Genomic DNA, 18,281 nt, shown 5'->3' with positions numbered 1-18,281 from the left:
ACGCTCCTACTGACCGTTTACTTCGTCATAATATTTTTTCGCACCTGGGTGCAAAGCAACAGGCGTGTGTTTCGCAGTTTCTAACGCAATGGCTTTGGCTTGAGGGTGGATCTGGCCTAACTCATCAAGGTGAGAGAAAATCGCTTTAGTAATGTCATAAACCTTACTTTGATCTTCTTTGCCACTGGTAAACAGAATCGCCGGATCGTTAATCATCATCACTTGCTTAGCCTGATCTGGGTAGGTACCCGCTGGCAAAGAGAAGGCTTGGTAAAAAGGGTATTTTTGGATCAAGCTGTCCAGTTTTTCCACACTCGCAGACAGCAAAGCCATGTCTGTTTGAGAATCAAGATCGATCAAAGAGGAAGTCGGCGCACCGGCGAGCACCACCGCCGCGTCTACTTGGCCGTTTACCAATGCTTTTACGCCTTCAGTGTAAGAAAGAAAACGGGGCGTAACATCGTCAAAGACGCCGTATTCTTGCAGCAGGCGCGTCGCCAAAACAGCCGCATTACTGCCCGGAGGCCCCATGCTAACGCGCTTGCCTTTTAACTGCTCAAAAGAGTCCACACCATTGCCGGAAATCGTCGCCACTTGCAGTACCGCTGGATATAAATAGGCAATGCCCGCCACGTCTAATGGGCCGCTTACTTTAAATGGGCCCTCGCCATTTTTTGCTTCAAAAAGAGTAGAGGAAGAGGAAAGCCCCATTGTCATTTGACCCGCGGCTACGCGGTGATTGTTCTCAACGGACGCGCCCGTCACTTCGGCCCGTGCCGTGGTGTTTTCCATGTGTTTGTTAAGGGTTTCGGAAATGCCCGCACCAATCACATAAAACAAACCACCGGTTCCGCCAGTACCGATAGAAACCCGCTCTGCCGCTTGCAGAGGACTGTTTACCAGAGTCGCACACAGAGCGCTCGCTATAAGCATTTTTTTGAACATCATATTCTCCAATTTATTGTTGTTTTATTACTGCTTTAAAAAGGCACTTGTCTTATCACTTTTGAAAGTGCTGAAAACACTCTAGCTCAGCAACCTTTCATGAACCTTTCACCGCGAACAAACAGCAAAATTAAGGAGACGACAACATAGCATTGTCCCATTCAGTAAAAATAATCTGCTTCTGTGCTTCATCCGTTTGAATGAGCAACTCAAGCCCTAAAGGAATCGGGCGAAAAATCCCATGGGGCAATTTATTTAATTCATCGCGACTGTAAGGCCCTACGGCTTTCGGGCTTATTGGCGTAATGCCAGATTGATTCGCCAATAGCTGCTGACCTTGTGGCGATAAGAGCAGATCGATAAAACGCTGCGCCAGCTTAGGTTGTTGTGTGTCGCGAGCGATAAAGGCGGTACGCATAATGACCGAGGTATAATCGGTCGGCATGATGGTTTTAATCCATGGGTATTGCTGACTCCATTGGTAGGAATACGCTCCAACAAGGTTGTAGGCAATAAAAATCTGGCCTTTTAACAAGGCATTAAGCATCGCTGACGTATCCGTATAAAGTCTGGCTTGATGCGTTCCAAAGGCTTCTAACAAACGCCCATAGCTCCGCGCTTGCTGCCCGTCATAAGCCCACGCCAGATAACCTAGACCCGACTGCTGAATATCAAACAAACCAATTTTATCGTCGAGCAAATGGTTTTTGCTGCGGATCAAATTCAACAATTGCTCACGGCTTTGTGGCAAGGCCTCCCCGACTAAAATATCGCTATTAATGGCCGTCACAATCGGCTCATAGGTAAAGCCAAACAGTTCATTGCGCCAATGAGCATCGCGCGGAATATTAACCAGCTCGGGCGAATCATACGCCAGCGCATAACCATCGTTTGCCAATTTGAATTGCAAGTCCATCGCTGGGCTGATCATAATGTCTGGCCGAGAGCTCGGCTGTGAGAGGAATTGTTCGTATAACTGCCGTGTATTCGATTCAAAATACGCTACCGTCACCTGCGGGTATTTTTCTTGATACGCCTGAAATAAAGGCGCTATCGAATCGCGATTGAGCGCCCCATGAACCAATAACACATCGCTTTTAGTGCTGGCTTGATTGCCTTTCAGCTCATTCACGCTGGGAAAAACAACAGAGGCATTTTGTGCTGCCCCATTGGCATACGCCACGCTTAAAAACAGCATTAAACCTAAGCAAAACACATAACCAAGCTTCATAGCGCGCCTCCATTTTGCGCGGCAAAAATCACTTCAACAATGAGCCCCGTCGGCTGATTGTCTTTTAAATGAAACCTCGCTTGATGGTGTTCTGCCACTTCTTTTGCTATCGATAAACCAATACCAGAGCCGGAAGCAAAATTATCGGGACGGCGATAAAAATACTCAAAAATATGTTCTTTGTCCTGATCAGGAACGCCCACCCCTTGGTCACGAATTTGCAACACAATGGAGGCCTCAGACAACGCCTTCACCACCATGAGTTCTACTTCAACAGTACCGCCTTTGGGGCTGTATTTAATGGCATTTTCAATGATGTTTTGCAGCATTTGCTTGAGGGCAAATTCATCGCCATTAATGGTCGCGTGACTATCACCGACATAGGCAATTTCTACCTGTTGATCCAATGCCCACACCACCAATTCACGGCATGTATCTTTGGTTACTTGCTCCAACGACACCGGACTAAAGGGGTGACTCTGAAAGCGATGTGTCAAGGTCGCACGGTTCAATAGCTGATTGACGGTATTGGTAAGCACCTTACTGCTTTCTAAAATATGCTGCAGTTGCTTCTGGCGTAATGTGTCATCGCTTTCGTCAATGGCGTTTTGAGCCTGAGAATTTAACCCTGCTAATGGCGTGCGAATCTGGTGGGCGGCTTCTGCCGTAAAGCGCTTTAAACGACTCAAGGTGTTCTGCAATTGCGCCATAAAATAATTAATACTTTTCAGTAGCGGTGCGATTTCGCTCGGCACATTGGTTTCTAACGGTGATAACTCCAACGGAGAGCGCGCCATAATCGCTTGTTTAATGGCTTGTAGCGGACGCAACACTCGCCAAATAACAAAGAGCAACAAAGATAGGGTAATAAAAAAGAACACAGTGACAAATTGCAGCGCCATCTGGCTAATCTCAGCGGCCGCCGCACGTCTAGCACCCAATGTTTGCCCAACAATAATAAAAACGTCATTGACGTTATCGGCTTCTAGTAAACGTTTCCCCAAGGCGATAAAACGCACATTTTCACCACGATACGAGGTTTCATAATACATCGGCGTAAATTTTTCTTTCTCTGCGGATTGGCGCTGTAAGGGTGCAAAAGGAACGCTGGGCAGGTCTTTATAACCAGTTAATACGCGCGACTGACTGTCCATAATGGCATAAAATGCGCGGTCCGCCGTCGACAATGCCAAGGTCTCAAAAGCCGATACCGGCAAATCAATAAACACCTTAGCGTCCAGCAACGTAATGTTCTCCGCCATCTGTAAAGCAGAGCCATATAAAAGTCGATCATAGGATTCTTTGGCCGACCGATTCGCATAAATATGCACACTCCAAAGCGCCAACGCATTAATCACGATCAATACCGTGGCCACCATAAGAATCAATTGCCGACGAATCGAGGGAGTTGTCTTAGCCGTCTTAGCCATGATGTTTTTCCAATAAATAGCCCAGACCACGAATGGTACGAATATTGATATCGCTGTCTTGCAGAGATTTCCGCAACCGTGCGACATAGATTTCAATCACACTTGAGTTCGGATTTTCATTGAAATTGTAAATATGTTCGATCAAGGCTTCTTTGCTTAACACCCGCCCGGTATGACTAATAAACACCTCCAACAACCTAAACTCCCGCTGCTTTAGGTCGACAGGGTGGCCGCTCACAGTGACCGAACACGCTTGCAAATCCAAACAAACATTACCGTATTCAATGGTGTTTTGCGCTTGCCCTTGGCTACGACGCAGTAAAGCACGACAACGGGCTTCCAATTCCCCAAAATCCACCGGCTTGATCATATAATCGTCCGCCCCCAAATCCAAAAGCTCGATTCGATCTTTTATCTCATCTCGAGCCGTCAGCACAATCACCGGCGTACTGGCGTGTTTTTTACGCAACCCATGCAGAATTTGACTGCCGGTCATATCCGGCAAATTTAGATCCAATAAAATAAGATCGTATTCTTGCAACGCCAGCATTTGATTCGCTTGCAAGCCTGTCTGCGCCAGATCAAGACCATGCCCCATCCGACTGATTCGCTGGCTAATGGCTTCGCCTAAAATACGGTCATCTTCTACCACTAAAATACGCATGATAATGCTCTTATGTTTTCGTTATTGTTATAAAAAGACGTTGGCTCTCACCATTTGACTGAACAATTTAGCCTATATTCCAGCATGAAAGAATGGCCTATCTCTTCTATCAATAGATGCGATGGAAAATGAATACCCTGTGCTTTTCAATTGACCGGGGCATTTTTCAATCTGTGTCCTTGATTCTTTTACTATCTGTCCATGGGCAAGCCGCTCTAAAACACGTAAAGTGATTGGCTTATTTTTCGCCTCAAAATCGCACGGTTAAGGACTCACCATGATTCGCAAAGATATGTTTTTGGCGCTGATTATTATTGTCGCGTGGGGCTTTAACTTTATTGTCATGCGTTGGGGGCTGGATGAGTTAACCCCAATGATGCTGGGCGGGTTACGCTTTTTAGTTATTGGTATGCTTGGCTGTTTCTTTTTCTCTCGACCTAATACACCGCTGCTTTGGTGTATTGGCTATGCCTTGTCGTTGAATTTTGGACAGTTTGCGTTTTTATTCAGCGCCATGTCGTTTGGCATGCCAGCAGGGCTTGCCTCTTTGGTGCTGCAATCTCAGGCGATTTTCACGCTCGTGTTCGCTATTTTATTGTTAAAAGAAACCGTGCGACCTTATCAAGTGCTCGCTATCGGCATCGCCATTGGCGGCTTAGCCGTAATCGGATTGGACAATGAAGACACCACCATGACAGCGCTGGGATTTGGCTTAACCTTAGCCGCAGGATCAAGCTGGGCGTTGGGCAATATTTTCACCAAGATCATCAGTAAAAAAGGCTACGACGCCAACCTCAACCTGATCGTTTGGTCGAGCTGGGTGCCGCCTGTGCCCTTCTTTCTTTGCGCTTACTTCATCGATGGCGGCGACGTCATGTGGAGCAACATCGTCAATCTGAATCTAAAAACCCTCGCCACATTGGCCTATTTATCACTGTTTGCAACGCTAGCCGGATACGGTTTATGGAGCTATTTGCTGTCTCGCTACCCTGCCGCAACCGTCGCCCCACTAACATTAGGCGTGCCCGTTGTCGGGCTAACCTCAGCAGAGATATTTCTATCTGAAACGGTAAGCGCCATGCAATGGGTAGGGATTTTCATCGTTTTACTTGGCTTGATACTGAATACCTTCGGCGGACGCTGGCTAAAAAAAGCGAGCCAGCGTGCCGTTTAGATCAGTAAAAACTTAACTAATCCTTTCGATCTTGCTGTGCGTCTATCTTATCGGCAAGACGCGCCACTTGGGCTTGTAACGCTGAAATTTGCGTTACTAGGGCTTGGTGATGGTTTCGTACATGGCATGGAGCTTATCTACCCATACTCTGTAAACATTAGTGTTAAAAAATGGGTGAAAAACTCAAGGTTAAGCATTTTTACAAACCGATAAAAAATTTTAGCGTTATTAACAGAAGCCCTGTTAATAACGCTAGGTTAATAATCTGTCTGGTACCAGTTTATAGATAAGTCTTTTACTGTCATAGACAAACTCTTTAGCCCTGTACTCTTAATACCATCCATATTATTGCGTATTACATTACCATCCTCATTAGTAACATATCGTCCAATGACTTTTAAAGTAACGACACCATCTTTATCCTCAAGAACCTCTGCACAATAGTTATTCCATGATACGACTCGATCACCAACTTCTTTCATTTGGTTTAAGGAAGACGTTTTGAATGCCTCGTAAATGGTCTTGTCATCTGGCCTCTTAGATCTAAAACTAGACAAGCCAGTTTTAAGCATGTCAGAAATAGTGTTGTCTAATATGCCACGATCATCTACAGTCTGTCTTCGATGAAAGTCGTTCGACATAGTACAGATCGACCCTGCTTTGTTTACGATTCTAATTGTTTCGCCCTTATCTAATTTCTTTAATAGCTTTCTAATGCCCCAGCCACCCTTTCCAGTATGTATTGTCTGGCTAATTTTTTCCGGTGCAATAAAGCTATGTAGCCCATTCAGTGAACATAAAGATCGAAAGCGTAAGTCGCTTTCATGCTTTATGAAACCATCCAAACGCTCAATACTCATCCAGCGAATTAACTCTAAAATGCCTTCATAGTGTTTAAGCAAAAGACTACAACTAGCATTGCTTCCATAAACAGGATTTGAATAGTCTGGTTTACCTTTAAGATCATCGTAGAAAAATTTCCATATGGCTTCATGATGAGTGAGCCTGTTTCGAAGCTCTCTAACCTTTATAAATTCATTTTCAATATCTTCTCGACTTGTTCCACTAGGCGCATTAGGGAATATCTGTGCTAATTGATTAGGCCATAACAATGAAAATGCCTTAGCATCCTCATACTTACTTGATAGAAGATTTGTCCAAAAGCCAAAGTCCATGACAGATATAACAGCGTCAGGAGTTGGGCTTTTACCTGCTTTCTTAAGCTTAGAAGTAGCATCTAAGACTTTCTTTTCTTCCCAAATTCGTTTGACTATTTCCCTAGTTCCATTTTTGCTCAAGACATACCCAGATGAGTCAACTGTTTGATGTTTTCTAGGTGATTTTGAGTACCTGTCGTGATTCGAAATTTTTTTATTGCCCATATAGGTCGGCAGTGAAAGAATCCAATCAGTACGCGTACTGTATAAGCCTTTTGAGCCGCTTGGAGGGTTCTCTTGAATGGCCCGATCAATGGCATTTCTCAAGGTAATTTCAAGACACTGAATTGCAGGAAAAAGAGCACCGCAGAGAGCTTTGTTCCAATTGTAGGCTGCAAGTACTTCCTGTCTCTTTACCTTAAGGTGTTTTTCATAAATACTGAGTCGTTCAGTCGAAATATGCTTCACTTAAAATGCCTTTTAAAGAATTGACAATCCATTCTAGCACGACTAAGATGACAGACATCAATGCGGAGCAGGCTTAGATAATAAGCTCTCATGCGACAAAGTGTTCCGGAAAAGCCACCCTAGCGGTGGCTTTTCTCATTCCAGAACCAAGTGAAACGCTACTATTTGATTGAATCTCAGCCTAACTATTCTTCCTTTCTAACAAAAAAGATCATTTAATTCAGAACATCCAACCTAATCCGTCACCAATGTCATGCCCATGTGTAGCTCACGAAGCCTTTAAGTTTTCTTCTCTATACATCCTACTCAGACTGTTTTGAGAGTAGGACTATTTCCTTGTATAAGGTTATTTCTTAGTAGAACTTTGTTGTGCGTCTATCTTGTCGGCAAGCCGCGCAACTTGGGCTTGTAACGCTGAAATTTGCGTTACTAAAGCTTGGTGATGGTTTTCTTGATTCTCGTGCTCTTCTTCCGCCGTTTCCCGCGTCATCACGTCTAGCACCACACCCACCATCATGTTTAAAAACACAAACGCGGTTAAGAAAATGAAGATGATGTAGAAGATCCAGCTAAACGGATACACCTCCATGGTTTCGTACATCACGTCTGTCCAATCTTCAAACGTCGCCACACGAAATAGGGTCAGCATGGAGATAGCAATGTCGCCCCAAAGCGCTTCATTCACATGATGGAAAAAGATCGAACCCACGGCGGCGAAGATGTAAAAAATGATAAACATCAACAGGGCAATGTAGCCCATTTTCGGGATGGCTTTGAGCAAGGCATTAATCAAAAAACGCAGATCCGGAATAATCGACACCAGACGCAATACGCGGAAGACTCGCAGCAAACGTGCGACAAGAATCATTTCTGTCTCAGAAATTGGCACTAAGCTGCCCAGTACAATCACCGTATCAAACAAGTTCCAAGGGTCTTTAAGAAAGCGCCGTTTATCATCACAAGCAATAAAACGCAGGGAGAGCTCAACCAGAAAGAAGACGGTAATAAAATTGTCTAGGTAATTAATGGCAATATCAATGCCATAGGGTAAAGAGTAGGTTTTAGCGCCAACAGTTAAGGCCGCCACCACAATAATGCTGATGATAAAGCCTTGAAACCATGCGCTGCGCTCAATGCGCTTCATCACCGTAAACCAACTTCCAGAACGACTCGTTTCCATGCTTTTCTACACCTAATATGCAAAGATAAATACCCGAAACAAAGACAGGCGCTGCTATAGTAAGTTCCTCTCATCAAGAAGAAAAGCAGAAGTGAACTCAGCGTAAGTGTTTACTCATTAAGTACGTTTTACTCGCACCACTTTCATGATTTCAACTGGAATGCCAGCGACCATTTCTTGAGCAGGATAGTAGGTAAGGTTTACGCGCGCGCCGCGTAATGTGCGGTATTTGCCTTGGCGTTTGAACCGAAAAGGCACGTCGTAGCCTTCGATCATTAAGGTGTGTAATACCCAGTCTTCTTGCGGTCGTTGGGCGTGAGATTTTACTTTCAGCCCTTCCGAATGTATGAGCTTATCATTACTTTTTAACAAGGACTCTGGATCTGATTTCACAAGAGACTTCCTTTCTTAAAGATGAAAGCCTCCTAGTATGGCACAAAAGCCGATAATCTTAAAAAGTCTGCTTATTTTTTGTTCAAACCGGCGGCGGAAGGGGTTGTTCCACTGTCTGAACTGGCGGCTGAACTGACACCTTAGCAGCCGCAGCAAACTGACTCATTGCCTGAGCCGCTTCTCGGCTTTCAAAGCGTACCACCGCCTTTTGTAAGATCAAATTATTAGGATAAGTCACCACATCACCCGATAAACGTTGGATGATGACATGGAAGGTTGATATTTCTGTAATTTGACCCAAAATTTCATCGTCTTTGTCCACGACTTTAACCCAATCGCCCACCCGATAAGGGAAGCCAAAGAAAATAATCAAGCTCGCCGTGATGTTGCTCAAAATGGACCATTGAGCAAATAACGCCACACCGACCACTGCAAACACAGACGAGAAAAAAATCGCCAGCTGGCCATAACCAATGCCAAGCACCAAACACACCAGTAACACAAACATCGCGGTAAAACCGAGGTTGAGCATTTTCGACACATAAGTTATACGGACTTCATTCGCGTATTTTTTTTGCCCCAATAGCGTCACACTGGATTTTAATATACGAGAAACAATGACATACGCCACCACCAACAAAGCAATTAAGCCAATTTGCACCATCATGGGTTTTCTCCTTCCACGGATCTACAAAACATAAAACAGCACGCAAGGAATGATCCCCACACTCATTAAATTACCAATTAACACAATAGACGCGACTTTATGGGGCTCTTGTTGATACAACTCCGCCACCATGTAATTCAAAATGGCGGGCGGTAAGCAGGCAAAGATCAATAAATAGGCGAAATTTTCCGCCGACATACCAACGACATAATACCAAATAACCGCAATAATCAGACCACTCAAGGGACATAAGAAACCACTAATAACACCCAGCTTCCATTCACTGAAATCGACACTCGTCATGCGCACACCCAAGGCAAATAGCATCAGAGGAATGGCAATTTGCCCAAGCATGTCCACCGACACTTTTACCGCGGGCATTACCGTCCAGCCTTGCAAGCCCCAAACTAACCCCAGCATGGTGGCGATAATCATCGGCATTTTAAGCACATTAAGCGGATTGGATTTTGGGTTAAGCAAATACATTCCCACGGTAAAATGCAGTAGGTTTTCGGTTAAAAACAGCACCACCGCAATCGGCAACGCCGACTCACCAAATGCCAGCACAATCAGCGGGATCCCCAAGTTGCCGCTGTTGTTAAACATCATCGGCGGCACCAGTGTCTTGGGCGATATTTTTAGCCACTTACACAGCGGCCAAATCAGCAATCCAGAGCCTAAAACGACCACCGTTGCCGCTAGAATCAAGTCCACATATTGGGCAATATGAAAGTCTTTTGAAGCCATAACAGAGAAGATTAACGCCGGACAAAACACACTGATGTTTAAGCGGTTCGCCACCGTCATGTCGGTAGGCCGCACTCGCGCATAGAAAAACGCCACCAGCACAATACTGGCGAGAGGAAAAACGGTATTAAAAATTTGCGAGAATAGCGTCGATGTGTCCATGAATGGCCTCTATAACGAAGGCCAATAGCTTAACCTTGTTGTGAGCAAAGACCAAGAAGTCAACGGCGTTGTTAGGGAGAAATACTCGTGCTTTCGACCAATACCGAAGGAATCAAAATAAACCGCTGCGCAACGTCCTTGCCTTTTAGCAAGTCCATGCCTATTTCAACGGCTTTTTCCGCCATGGGAACAGGGCGTTGAACCGCGGTGGCGACCCAAGGCGTATTGGCTTGTTGGATAATATCCACGGCAAACGCCGCGCCATCCACAGAAGCCATCACAAACTCACGTCTATTGGCTTGTTGCGACGCCCGTAAAGCACCAAAGGCGGTCGGGTCATTAATGGTAAACACCGCATCAATATGATCGTACTCTTCCATCAAGTAAGTCATGGCTTCCATTCCGCCCTCTACGCTGCCGGTGCCATTCATGCGATCACTTAACAGGGTAATATTGGGGTATTTATTCAACGTCGATTTACAACCTACCACGCGCTCAATCACCGAAGAAACCAGCACGCCATTAATAATGACAAAGTTGCCTTGATAGCCTATTTTCTCGGCCAACTTTTCACAGGCGATGGCGCCGGCCTGTACATTGTCCGTGGTAATGGTCGCGTCTGCTCCTTGGGCATTCACATCCACAGCGATGACCTTAATACCCGCTCGTTGAGCCTTGGCCACCACGGCAGCAACCTTGTATTCGTCTGCTGCGGTTAACAGGATTAAATCGACTTTTTGCTCGATAAAATCATTGATCTGAGTGATTTGGCGTTGCCAATCATAAGCGTCTGAGCGAATCAGCATGTTAACGGGCTCACCCGCCAGCTCTTCCGCTTTTGAGGTGGCGGTATCGACCAACTGCACAAAATACGGATTACCCAAATCCGCCACACTAATGCCAATCGATTTAAGCGGTTGCGGTTCAGAAGATTGAGAAGACAATGGCGAAAACAAAACGGCGACAATAAAAACCGCCAACACGCTGGGTATAAGACGATCTGCCTTCCAGAACGATCGTGTTTGAAGACACGCTATGGTGGATTTCATTAGACTCATTTCACTTCCTCAAGATTGCCACATGCTCATGATGAAAAGCATAAAGAGCCGCTATTTTGCCTTACTCATCCGTAGAAGCAAAATAACGGCTGCCTTTTTTCTTATGCGGCTTCTTCCTTTTAAGCGGCTTCGGTTGAGCCCTTCACGTCCATGGCGCCAGTCATGATCGCCACCGCATCGGACATGGAATGGGATTGAGGCGTGACAATCGCTGCCCGCTTACCCAAACGATGAATATGGATACGATCCGCCACTTCGAACACATGGGGCATATTGTGGCTGATCAAGATAATCGGCAAGCCACGATCGCGTACTTCTTTGATCAAGTTCAATACACGACGCGACTCTTTTACCCCAAGCGCCGCCGTCGGCTCATCCATGATCACCACTTTACTGCCAAACAAGGCAGAACGAGCCACCGCAACCCCTTGACGCTGACCGCCAGATAGCGACTCAACCGCCTGACTGATATTCTGAATCGTCATCAAACCCAGCTCGGTCATTTTAGCTTGAGCACGGCGCTCCATTTCTTTCTTATCTAGCATGCGAAAAACGGAACCCAAAATACCCGGCTTGCGTAACTCGCGACCTAAAAATAAATTGTCCGCAATGTTCAACGCGGGCGACACCGCTAAGTTCTGATAAACCGTTTCAATGCCTAACGCACGAGCTTCCATTGGCGAGGAGAAATGTACCGGTTTGCCATCGAGTAAGATTTCTCCTTCGTCTGGAATTAAAGCGCCAGATAAGGCTTTAATTAACGACGATTTACCGGCACCGTTATCACCAATAATGGCTAATATCTCGCCTGGGTAAAGCTCTAAATCGGCATGATCAATGGCTGTTACACTGCCATAACGCTTTACTAAATTCTTGGTTTGCAACACGGGTGTTTTATCGTAATGTGCTGTCATTATGCTGTCCCTCTTCGAATCCACTGATCAATCCCAACGGCCGAAATAATCAATATACCCACGGTAAACTCTTGCCACAAAACATCCACACCAGCAAGCGCCAGACCATTTCGAAATACGCCAACCACTAACGCGCCGATCAGCGTCCCATAAATAGAGCCACGACCACCAAATAAACTACAGCCACCAATAACCACCGCCGTAATACTGTCTAAGTTGGTCATGGTACCCGCTTGCGGACTGACCGAACCGATACGACCAATCAACACCCACGCACCGATAGCACACACCACACCGGCCAACACATACACAGACATCAAAATACGATTGGTACGAATACCCGCTAGCTTAGCGGCCTCAGGATCATCCCCCGTGGCGTAAACATGACGTCCCCACGCGGTCCAATTCAAGGCGTACCAAATCAGGAAGAAAATCCCCAACATTAACAAGGAACCGTAAGTCAGCCTTGCCCCAAAAAAATCAATGGTATGCCCTGTCCATTGCAATAATGGCGCAATGTTACTGATGTCCTGTGAGCGAATGGTTTCGCTTTTTGAATACCAAAGGTTCAGCGCAAAAAACACATTCCAAGAACCCAAGGTCGCAATAAAAGGCGGGATTTTTAGGCGCGTAATCAATAAGCCATTGATAAAGCCAGCTAACGCGCCGACGCCAATACCGATCAAAATAGACAAACTAGGGTCGATACCATGGTTCACCGCCATCCGCCCCATGACCACGGAAGTCAATACCATGATGGCGCCAACGGATAAATCGATACCCGCGGTCAAGATGATCAAGGTCTGTGCCACACCAATCACACCGATAATAGTCACTTGTTGCAACACCAAGGATAAATTGAATGGGTGCAAAAAACGGTCGCCAACAATAAGGCTAAAACTGATCACCGCCAAACACAGCACAATCAAAGGCGCGGCGATGGGATAATGATGAAGAAACTTTTTAAAACGCTGTAACGGGGTTTCGTGGCGCTCAAATTGCGCCACATACGAACTGGCTTGATCGGCCACTTTGTCGTGATCAAGCACCGCCGTTGACGGCTTTGTGTCATTAGAACTCATAGATTACTCCAGACAAGAAAAGGGCCGTTAGCCCAACGTCTCGGCTAACGGCAAATCAGGGCACCTTCTCGCCCATCTATCACAAAAAATTAATTAACCCCAGCACATCGCCAAACCCGTTTTAGAGGTGACTGAATTCACCCCCTTGGCTGGCTCATCTGTGATCAACTGAACACCTGTGTCGAAGAAATCTAGGCCACTTGACGCCGAAGGACGTGAGCCAGACTGAGCAAACTCAACAATCGCGGTGACGCCTTCAGAGGCCATTTTTAGAGGGAATTGCATAGAGGTAGCGCCAATCACGCCGTCTTGGATATTACGCACACCGGGGCAACCGCCATCAACCGAAACAATCAAAACGTCTTTTTCAAGACCAAAGGATTTTAATGCTTCATAGGCACCCGCTGCAGCAGGCTCGTTAATGGTGTAGACCAAATTCACTTCGGGGTCTTTTTGCAATAAGTTCTCCATTGCACGACGACCGCCTTCTTCAGACCCTAATGTTACGTCGTTACCGACAATACGCGGATCTGTTTCATCGCTCATTTGATTCGGGTCTTTGATATCAATACCGAAGCCTTTTAAGAAGCCTTGGTTACGAGCCACGTCAACCGTAATCTGACTTGAACTCAAATCTAGCAAGGCAATTTTTGCGTCTTTGGCTTTGTCGCCCATTTTCGCTTTCGCCCACAAACCAATCATTTCACCGGCTTTAAAGTTATCCGTCGCGAAGGTCATGTCTGCCGCACTGGCTGGACTAAGAGCAGTATCTAACGCGATCACCAGCAAACCGGCATCGCGTGCTTTTTGAATGGTTGGCACAATCGCAGCGGTATCACTAGGCGTGATCAAAATGCCTTTGGCGCCTGCTGCAATAAGGTTTTCGATTGCTTGAACTTGCGTTTCGTTATCGCCATCGTAACGACCGGCGAAAGTACGCAACTCAACCCCCAGCTCATTCGCTTTTTCTTGAGCGCCGTCTTTCATTTTAACGAAGAAAGGGTTGGTATTGGTTTTGGTGATCAAACCAATGATTGGGGTTTCTGCCATCGCCACAGTAGAAAGTGTGCCAGCAGCGATTAGACAAGCTAATTTTTTATAGGGAATGAATTTCATTGTTTTATAACTCCAGTTTTTTGTTTTTATTATTGGCAGCAATGCCATGAAAACAGAACAAGCCCCGACTCTGTTTCTCAAAAAACACTATGAAGATAAAAAACTAATGAATAATTTCACTCTTTAATCTTTTTTTGTAATATTTGTAATAATTCAATATTCAATCTGAAATATTTTACTTAATGCCTTGATAGTAAAGGGTTTTGAAATAAATAAATCGTCATCACTTAATTGATACTTTTGCTTTAATTCGTCTTTTGGCAGACCAGACATCAATAAAACGGGGCAAACAAAGCCAGACGAGGAGGAACGAATATGGTGCGCTAACGCCACACCGTTCATCGCACCTGATAAATTCACATCAGACACAATGGCATCGGGCACCATGGCGTTACTGAGCCCATTAATGACCGCTTCTGCACCATCAAACGTTTGCACCATCAAGCCCATTTTCTCTAGCTGCTCACGCATCACACGACACACTTCTTCATCGTCTTCCACCAGCCAAACAAGACTGTGTTCAGGCAATAAAATGGTCTCTTGCTGAGAATCAGAGTCATGAGACACAAGCTCAACAGGGGATAATTGCTGTGGTAAGAACAGGCACACTCGGGTCCATTTGCCTTTTTCGGAAACGACCTTAATCTCCCCGCCACTTTGTTTGACAAAGCCGTAAATCATACTCAAGCCCAACCCACTGCCTTTACCGACAGGTTTGGTGGTAAAAAAGGGTTCAAAAATCCGCCCAATCACCTCTTCCGAAATGCCTTCACCCGAGTCTTCAACACGAATACGAATAGCCGGTACATCACTGTCAGGTAAGGTGCAAAGTTTGGTAGAAAAGGCCAAACGGCCGCCCTCAGGCATGGCGCTGGCGCTGTTTAAGGACAAGTTTAGTAAGGCGTTTTCCAGCTGCGAAGGGTCAATCAAACTCACCACACCAGAGCATTGCAAGTCACTTTCAACGACAATATGCGAACCAACACTGTATTCCACCAGATCCAACATGCCTTCGATTAAATCGTCTATGGCAATCGGCACCGGAAACAATTGCTGACGCCGACTAAAGGCCAATAAACGCTGCACCAGATTGCTGCTTTTTTCGGAAACAACCAGCGCACGCTCTATGTATCGGGCCTGATCCGAGGTTTGTGGACGCGAGTCAGACAACATTTGCAAATTGCCCATGATCGCCGCGAGAAGGTTATTAAAATCGTGAGCGACGCCCCCTGTCAGCTGCCCCAGCATTTCCATTTTTTGCGCTTGACGGAGCTGGCTTTCAACGCTTTTTCGCTCGGTTAAATCTGTATATAAGGTAACAAATCCCCCTTCTGGCATAGGTTTAGAACGAAATTCAACGATCTTGCCAGAATCAAAATGACGCTCAAAACTTTGAAAGCGCAAATGACGCGAGACATTCACTTCTTCCATATGAACTTGCTGATTCTCTAAATTAAGGTTTTTATGCTGGCCCTGATTGATTAGGTTTTGCACCTCATCAATCGACATGCCAGCGCGCAAATCGTCATCCGACAAATCAAACAGACTCTGATAACCCGAGTTCCAAGCCACCAAGGTACCTTTGGCCGAAAACACGCTCAGCCCATCGTTCATATTGTCAAAGATGGTTTCCAACAAACGCTTTTGTTCCGATAGCTCGGCCGTCACTTCCAAGCGCCTTAAGGCATCGCGACGAAACACTTCAAAGGTGTCCGCTAAAGTACCGATTTCATCATTGCGGCGTATGCCTGTGTGTTTTGAATCAACGCGCCCCAAGGAAAGCTGCTCCATATCGTTGGTCACCACGCCTAAATCTTTGGTCATGCGCTGGCTGTACCAATACAGGCGCGTCAGACCCAACAACAGAAACACAGAGATGCCGATAATCCAGTGTTGCCCCCGCGCCACAAAAGCAGACACAGCTTGACGCTGACGACTCACTTTCTTCTGCAATCCCCCCACAAAGTCACTGACTTGCTTGCTCAACTGTTCCGATTTGGCCCGAATGGAAATCAATAAATAATTTTTACGCTCTTGAATTTGGTTCAAACGTCGATGAGCCATTAAGAGATCGTCGGCAATACTCGCTACTTGGCCATTTTGCTCAGATAATCGCAGGCTTTTCAGTATACTTTCAGGCACTAAACTCGGCGCTTCTAATAATTGCAGCAACCAAGCCAAGCCCTGCTGACTGTTTACCCTAGCGGCGTCTTCGTCATTGAGTGGCAATTGACGAATACGAAACTGCTGCGCCAGACTGTCTTCGCGCAAATACAACTCTTCGCGCACCAAGGCAACCAACTCTTCTAATGTGGTTTGCAAATCATCTAAGCGCTGGTCGATATCACGCTGAAAAACAGAGTCCGTCAAGCCATCTGCCACCCCACGTAACTCAAGAATACGTCGATGGATACGCTCCGATTCACTCTGTAATTGAAAAGGTCTCCCTGAACCTGCGGTATAGGGCGCAATGGCCGCCAATTGCGCGACGCCTTCGGCTAAGGTTAAAGCAGTGCTGATTTCGGGTAAGGTTTCAGATTCAAATTCAGATAAAGACGCTTCACTGACACGCATCGATTGCCAGCCAATGCCGACCATGAAAAACGCCACCAAGCTGATGGCGAAAATAGACAATGACGCTTTTTGTCGAATGCTGGTAAAGCGCATTTATTGAATCCGTACCGGGCCTTGGAAAAAATAACCAAGCCCACGTTGAGTTTTAATAAATTCAGGCGTCTTAGGGTTGGCTTCTATTTTGCGGCGCAAACGAAGAATCAACACATCGACGGTTCGATCAAACACCTCTGTCTCTAATCCTCGACTCTGCTCTATTAATTGCTCACGGGAAAAAATACGATCGGGATGACGCACTAACACTTCTAATAACGAAAACTCCCCTAGCGTTAAGGTCACCAACTTGCCATCGGGATCATGCAACAGCCGCGCGGTGAGGTCCAACGCCCATTGGCCAAATCGCAAACATTCATGATCTTCGTTAATCATGCTTCCAGAAGTGGGCGGCACTTGATAGGAGCGACGTAATAACGCGTGAATTCGGGCGGTCAGCTCGCGCAAATTAAACGGCTTCATCATGTAGTCGTCAGCCGCCAGCTCCAGCCCTAAAATCCGGTCTGTTTCATCGCCTTTGCCGGTTAACATCATAATCGGCATAGCAAAACGCTCACGAATCTCACGCGCCAGATTCAAACCATCTTCTTCTCGAAGGTACAAATCCATCAACACCAAATCCACCGAATTAGCGTCTAAATGCAGCCTCATCTGGCGACCGTTTTCTGCGGCCAAGACGTGATACCCTTTTTGCGACAAGGCATCGCACAAAAGCTGGAGAATGTCCTGATCATCGTCTACTACCAATAACGTCTTTTTATTTTGTTCTGTCATTATCTGAATTGGAACCCATTGTCGTTATAATTCGGCCTGCGCGTGCGCACCAAGCAAGAATAAAAAATACCCGAGTCTTACAAGAAACCCATGCTAAAGTTAATAGACAATAAACGGAAGGAAAAGCTTCTCGTGCCGCCAAAACTCATACCGCAAAAGAAAAAGATTCACCTCACTTTTTTAGACCCTGAGCAATCCATTTCGATAGAGCAAGGTGAAACCATTCTGCACGCTTTGCTCTCGGCAAATATCGCAATCAAGCACGCCTGTACCAATGGCGTATGCGGTGTTTGCCTAACGCCTTTGCTATCCGGTGACATTGATTACGCCAACCGGCTGCCTCACGGATTGAACGACAAAGAAAAGCAACAGGGTTATTTTCTCCCCTGCATCGCCACCTGCAAAACCGACATATCCATAGCAAAACCAAAAGTACGACTGCGCTGATCGCCTAAAAACGGTATCCTATCGGCAGCCAATTAATGAGCCAT

At 45.9% G+C, this 18,281-nt stretch carries 17 protein-coding genes; 2 read left to right on the top strand and 15 right to left on the bottom strand.

The genetic code is table 11. The features are described 5' to 3' along the window. Nucleotides 1-6: 6 nt before the first annotated feature. The 4 genes from J8N69_RS08875 to J8N69_RS08860 form a co-directional block, all read right to left on the bottom strand. Nucleotides 7-948, bottom strand: a complete 942-nt coding sequence (locus J8N69_RS08875; protein ID WP_227803853.1) for a TAXI family TRAP transporter solute-binding subunit — start codon at nucleotides 946-948, stop codon at nucleotides 7-9. A 127-nt stretch (nucleotides 949-1,075) separates the two neighbouring features. Beyond that, complete coding sequence (locus J8N69_RS08870) at nucleotides 1,076-2,176, bottom strand: ABC transporter substrate-binding protein (protein ID WP_168825341.1); 1,101 nt, start codon at nucleotides 2,174-2,176, stop codon at nucleotides 1,076-1,078. After that, nucleotides 2,173-3,606, bottom strand: a complete 1,434-nt coding sequence (locus J8N69_RS08865; protein WP_168825339.1) for a sensor histidine kinase — start codon at nucleotides 3,604-3,606, stop codon at nucleotides 2,173-2,175. The genes J8N69_RS08870 and J8N69_RS08865 overlap by 4 nt, the downstream gene beginning before the upstream one ends. Then, nucleotides 3,599-4,270 (bottom strand): response regulator transcription factor, encoded by a 672-nt coding sequence (locus tag J8N69_RS08860; RefSeq protein ID WP_168825337.1) that lies wholly within the window; start codon nucleotides 4,268-4,270, stop codon nucleotides 3,599-3,601. Before J8N69_RS08860 ends, J8N69_RS08865 begins: the two co-directional genes overlap by 8 nt. Before the next feature lie 277 nt (nucleotides 4,271-4,547). Between J8N69_RS08860 and J8N69_RS08855 the strand changes: the two genes are divergently transcribed. After that, nucleotides 4,548-5,444 (top strand): EamA family transporter, encoded by an 897-nt coding sequence (locus J8N69_RS08855; RefSeq protein WP_168825336.1) that lies wholly within the window; start codon nucleotides 4,548-4,550, stop codon nucleotides 5,442-5,444. 257 nt (nucleotides 5,445-5,701) lie between these two features. On the opposite strand, the gene J8N69_RS08850 is transcribed toward J8N69_RS08855, so the two are convergent. From J8N69_RS08850 to J8N69_RS08800, 11 genes are all read right to left on the bottom strand, one after another. After that, a complete protein-coding gene (locus J8N69_RS08850) occupies nucleotides 5,702-7,069 on the bottom strand; it encodes an Abi family protein (RefSeq protein WP_168825334.1) in 1,368 nt (455 codons plus the stop codon). 346 nt (nucleotides 7,070-7,415) lie between these two features. Continuing rightward, nucleotides 7,416-8,249: an ion transporter gene (locus J8N69_RS08845; protein ID WP_168825332.1), complete on the bottom strand. Its 834-nt coding sequence runs from the start codon at nucleotides 8,247-8,249 to the stop codon at nucleotides 7,416-7,418. Nucleotides 8,250-8,366: 117 nt separating this feature from the next. Continuing rightward, entirely contained in the window at nucleotides 8,367-8,642 is a 276-nt protein-coding gene (locus tag J8N69_RS08840) for a hypothetical protein (RefSeq protein WP_168825330.1), read from the bottom strand. An 82-nt stretch (nucleotides 8,643-8,724) separates the two neighbouring features. Beyond that, a complete protein-coding gene (locus J8N69_RS08835; RefSeq protein WP_227803852.1) occupies nucleotides 8,725-9,309 on the bottom strand; it encodes a mechanosensitive ion channel domain-containing protein in 585 nt (194 codons plus the stop codon). 21 nt (nucleotides 9,310-9,330) lie between these two features. Next, the gene (locus J8N69_RS08830) at nucleotides 9,331-10,218 is read right to left on the bottom strand and encodes an AEC family transporter (protein WP_168825328.1); all 888 of its coding nucleotides are present in this window, start codon (nucleotides 10,216-10,218) and stop codon (nucleotides 9,331-9,333) included. A 71-nt stretch (nucleotides 10,219-10,289) separates the two neighbouring features. Beyond that, nucleotides 10,290-11,276: a substrate-binding domain-containing protein gene (locus J8N69_RS08825; protein WP_168825326.1), complete on the bottom strand. Its 987-nt coding sequence runs from the start codon at nucleotides 11,274-11,276 to the stop codon at nucleotides 10,290-10,292. Between the two features lie 119 nt (nucleotides 11,277-11,395). After that, nucleotides 11,396-12,190, bottom strand: coding sequence for an ATP-binding cassette domain-containing protein (locus tag J8N69_RS08820; RefSeq protein WP_168825324.1), 795 nt, complete (start codon nucleotides 12,188-12,190; stop codon nucleotides 11,396-11,398). Next, a complete protein-coding gene (locus tag J8N69_RS08815; RefSeq protein ID WP_168825322.1) occupies nucleotides 12,190-13,272 on the bottom strand; it encodes an ABC transporter permease in 1,083 nt (360 codons plus the stop codon). Before J8N69_RS08815 ends, J8N69_RS08820 begins: the two co-directional genes overlap by 1 nt. Before the next feature lie 93 nt (nucleotides 13,273-13,365). Further along, a complete protein-coding gene (locus J8N69_RS08810) occupies nucleotides 13,366-14,388 on the bottom strand; it encodes a sugar ABC transporter substrate-binding protein (RefSeq protein ID WP_168825320.1) in 1,023 nt (340 codons plus the stop codon). Nucleotides 14,389-14,541: 153 nt separating this feature from the next. Further along, complete coding sequence (locus J8N69_RS08805; RefSeq protein WP_168825319.1) at nucleotides 14,542-17,055, bottom strand: PAS-domain containing protein; 2,514 nt, start codon at nucleotides 17,053-17,055, stop codon at nucleotides 14,542-14,544. Then, a complete protein-coding gene (locus J8N69_RS08800; RefSeq protein ID WP_168825317.1) occupies nucleotides 17,056-17,790 on the bottom strand; it encodes a response regulator in 735 nt (244 codons plus the stop codon). Nucleotides 17,791-17,922: 132 nt separating this feature from the next. Here J8N69_RS08800 and J8N69_RS08795 point away from each other — a divergent pair, with 132 nt between their 5' ends. Next, nucleotides 17,923-18,237: a 2Fe-2S iron-sulfur cluster-binding protein gene (locus tag J8N69_RS08795; protein WP_227803851.1), complete on the top strand. Its 315-nt coding sequence runs from the start codon at nucleotides 17,923-17,925 to the stop codon at nucleotides 18,235-18,237. Nucleotides 18,238-18,281: the final 44 nt, after the last annotated feature.

Source organism: Marinomonas profundi, assembly GCF_020694005.1.
Lineage (GTDB): Bacteria > Pseudomonadota > Gammaproteobacteria > Pseudomonadales > Marinomonadaceae > Marinomonas > Marinomonas profundi.
The sequence above is the reverse complement of the archived record's forward strand: the minus strand, read 5'-3'. Positions and strand labels throughout refer to the sequence as shown.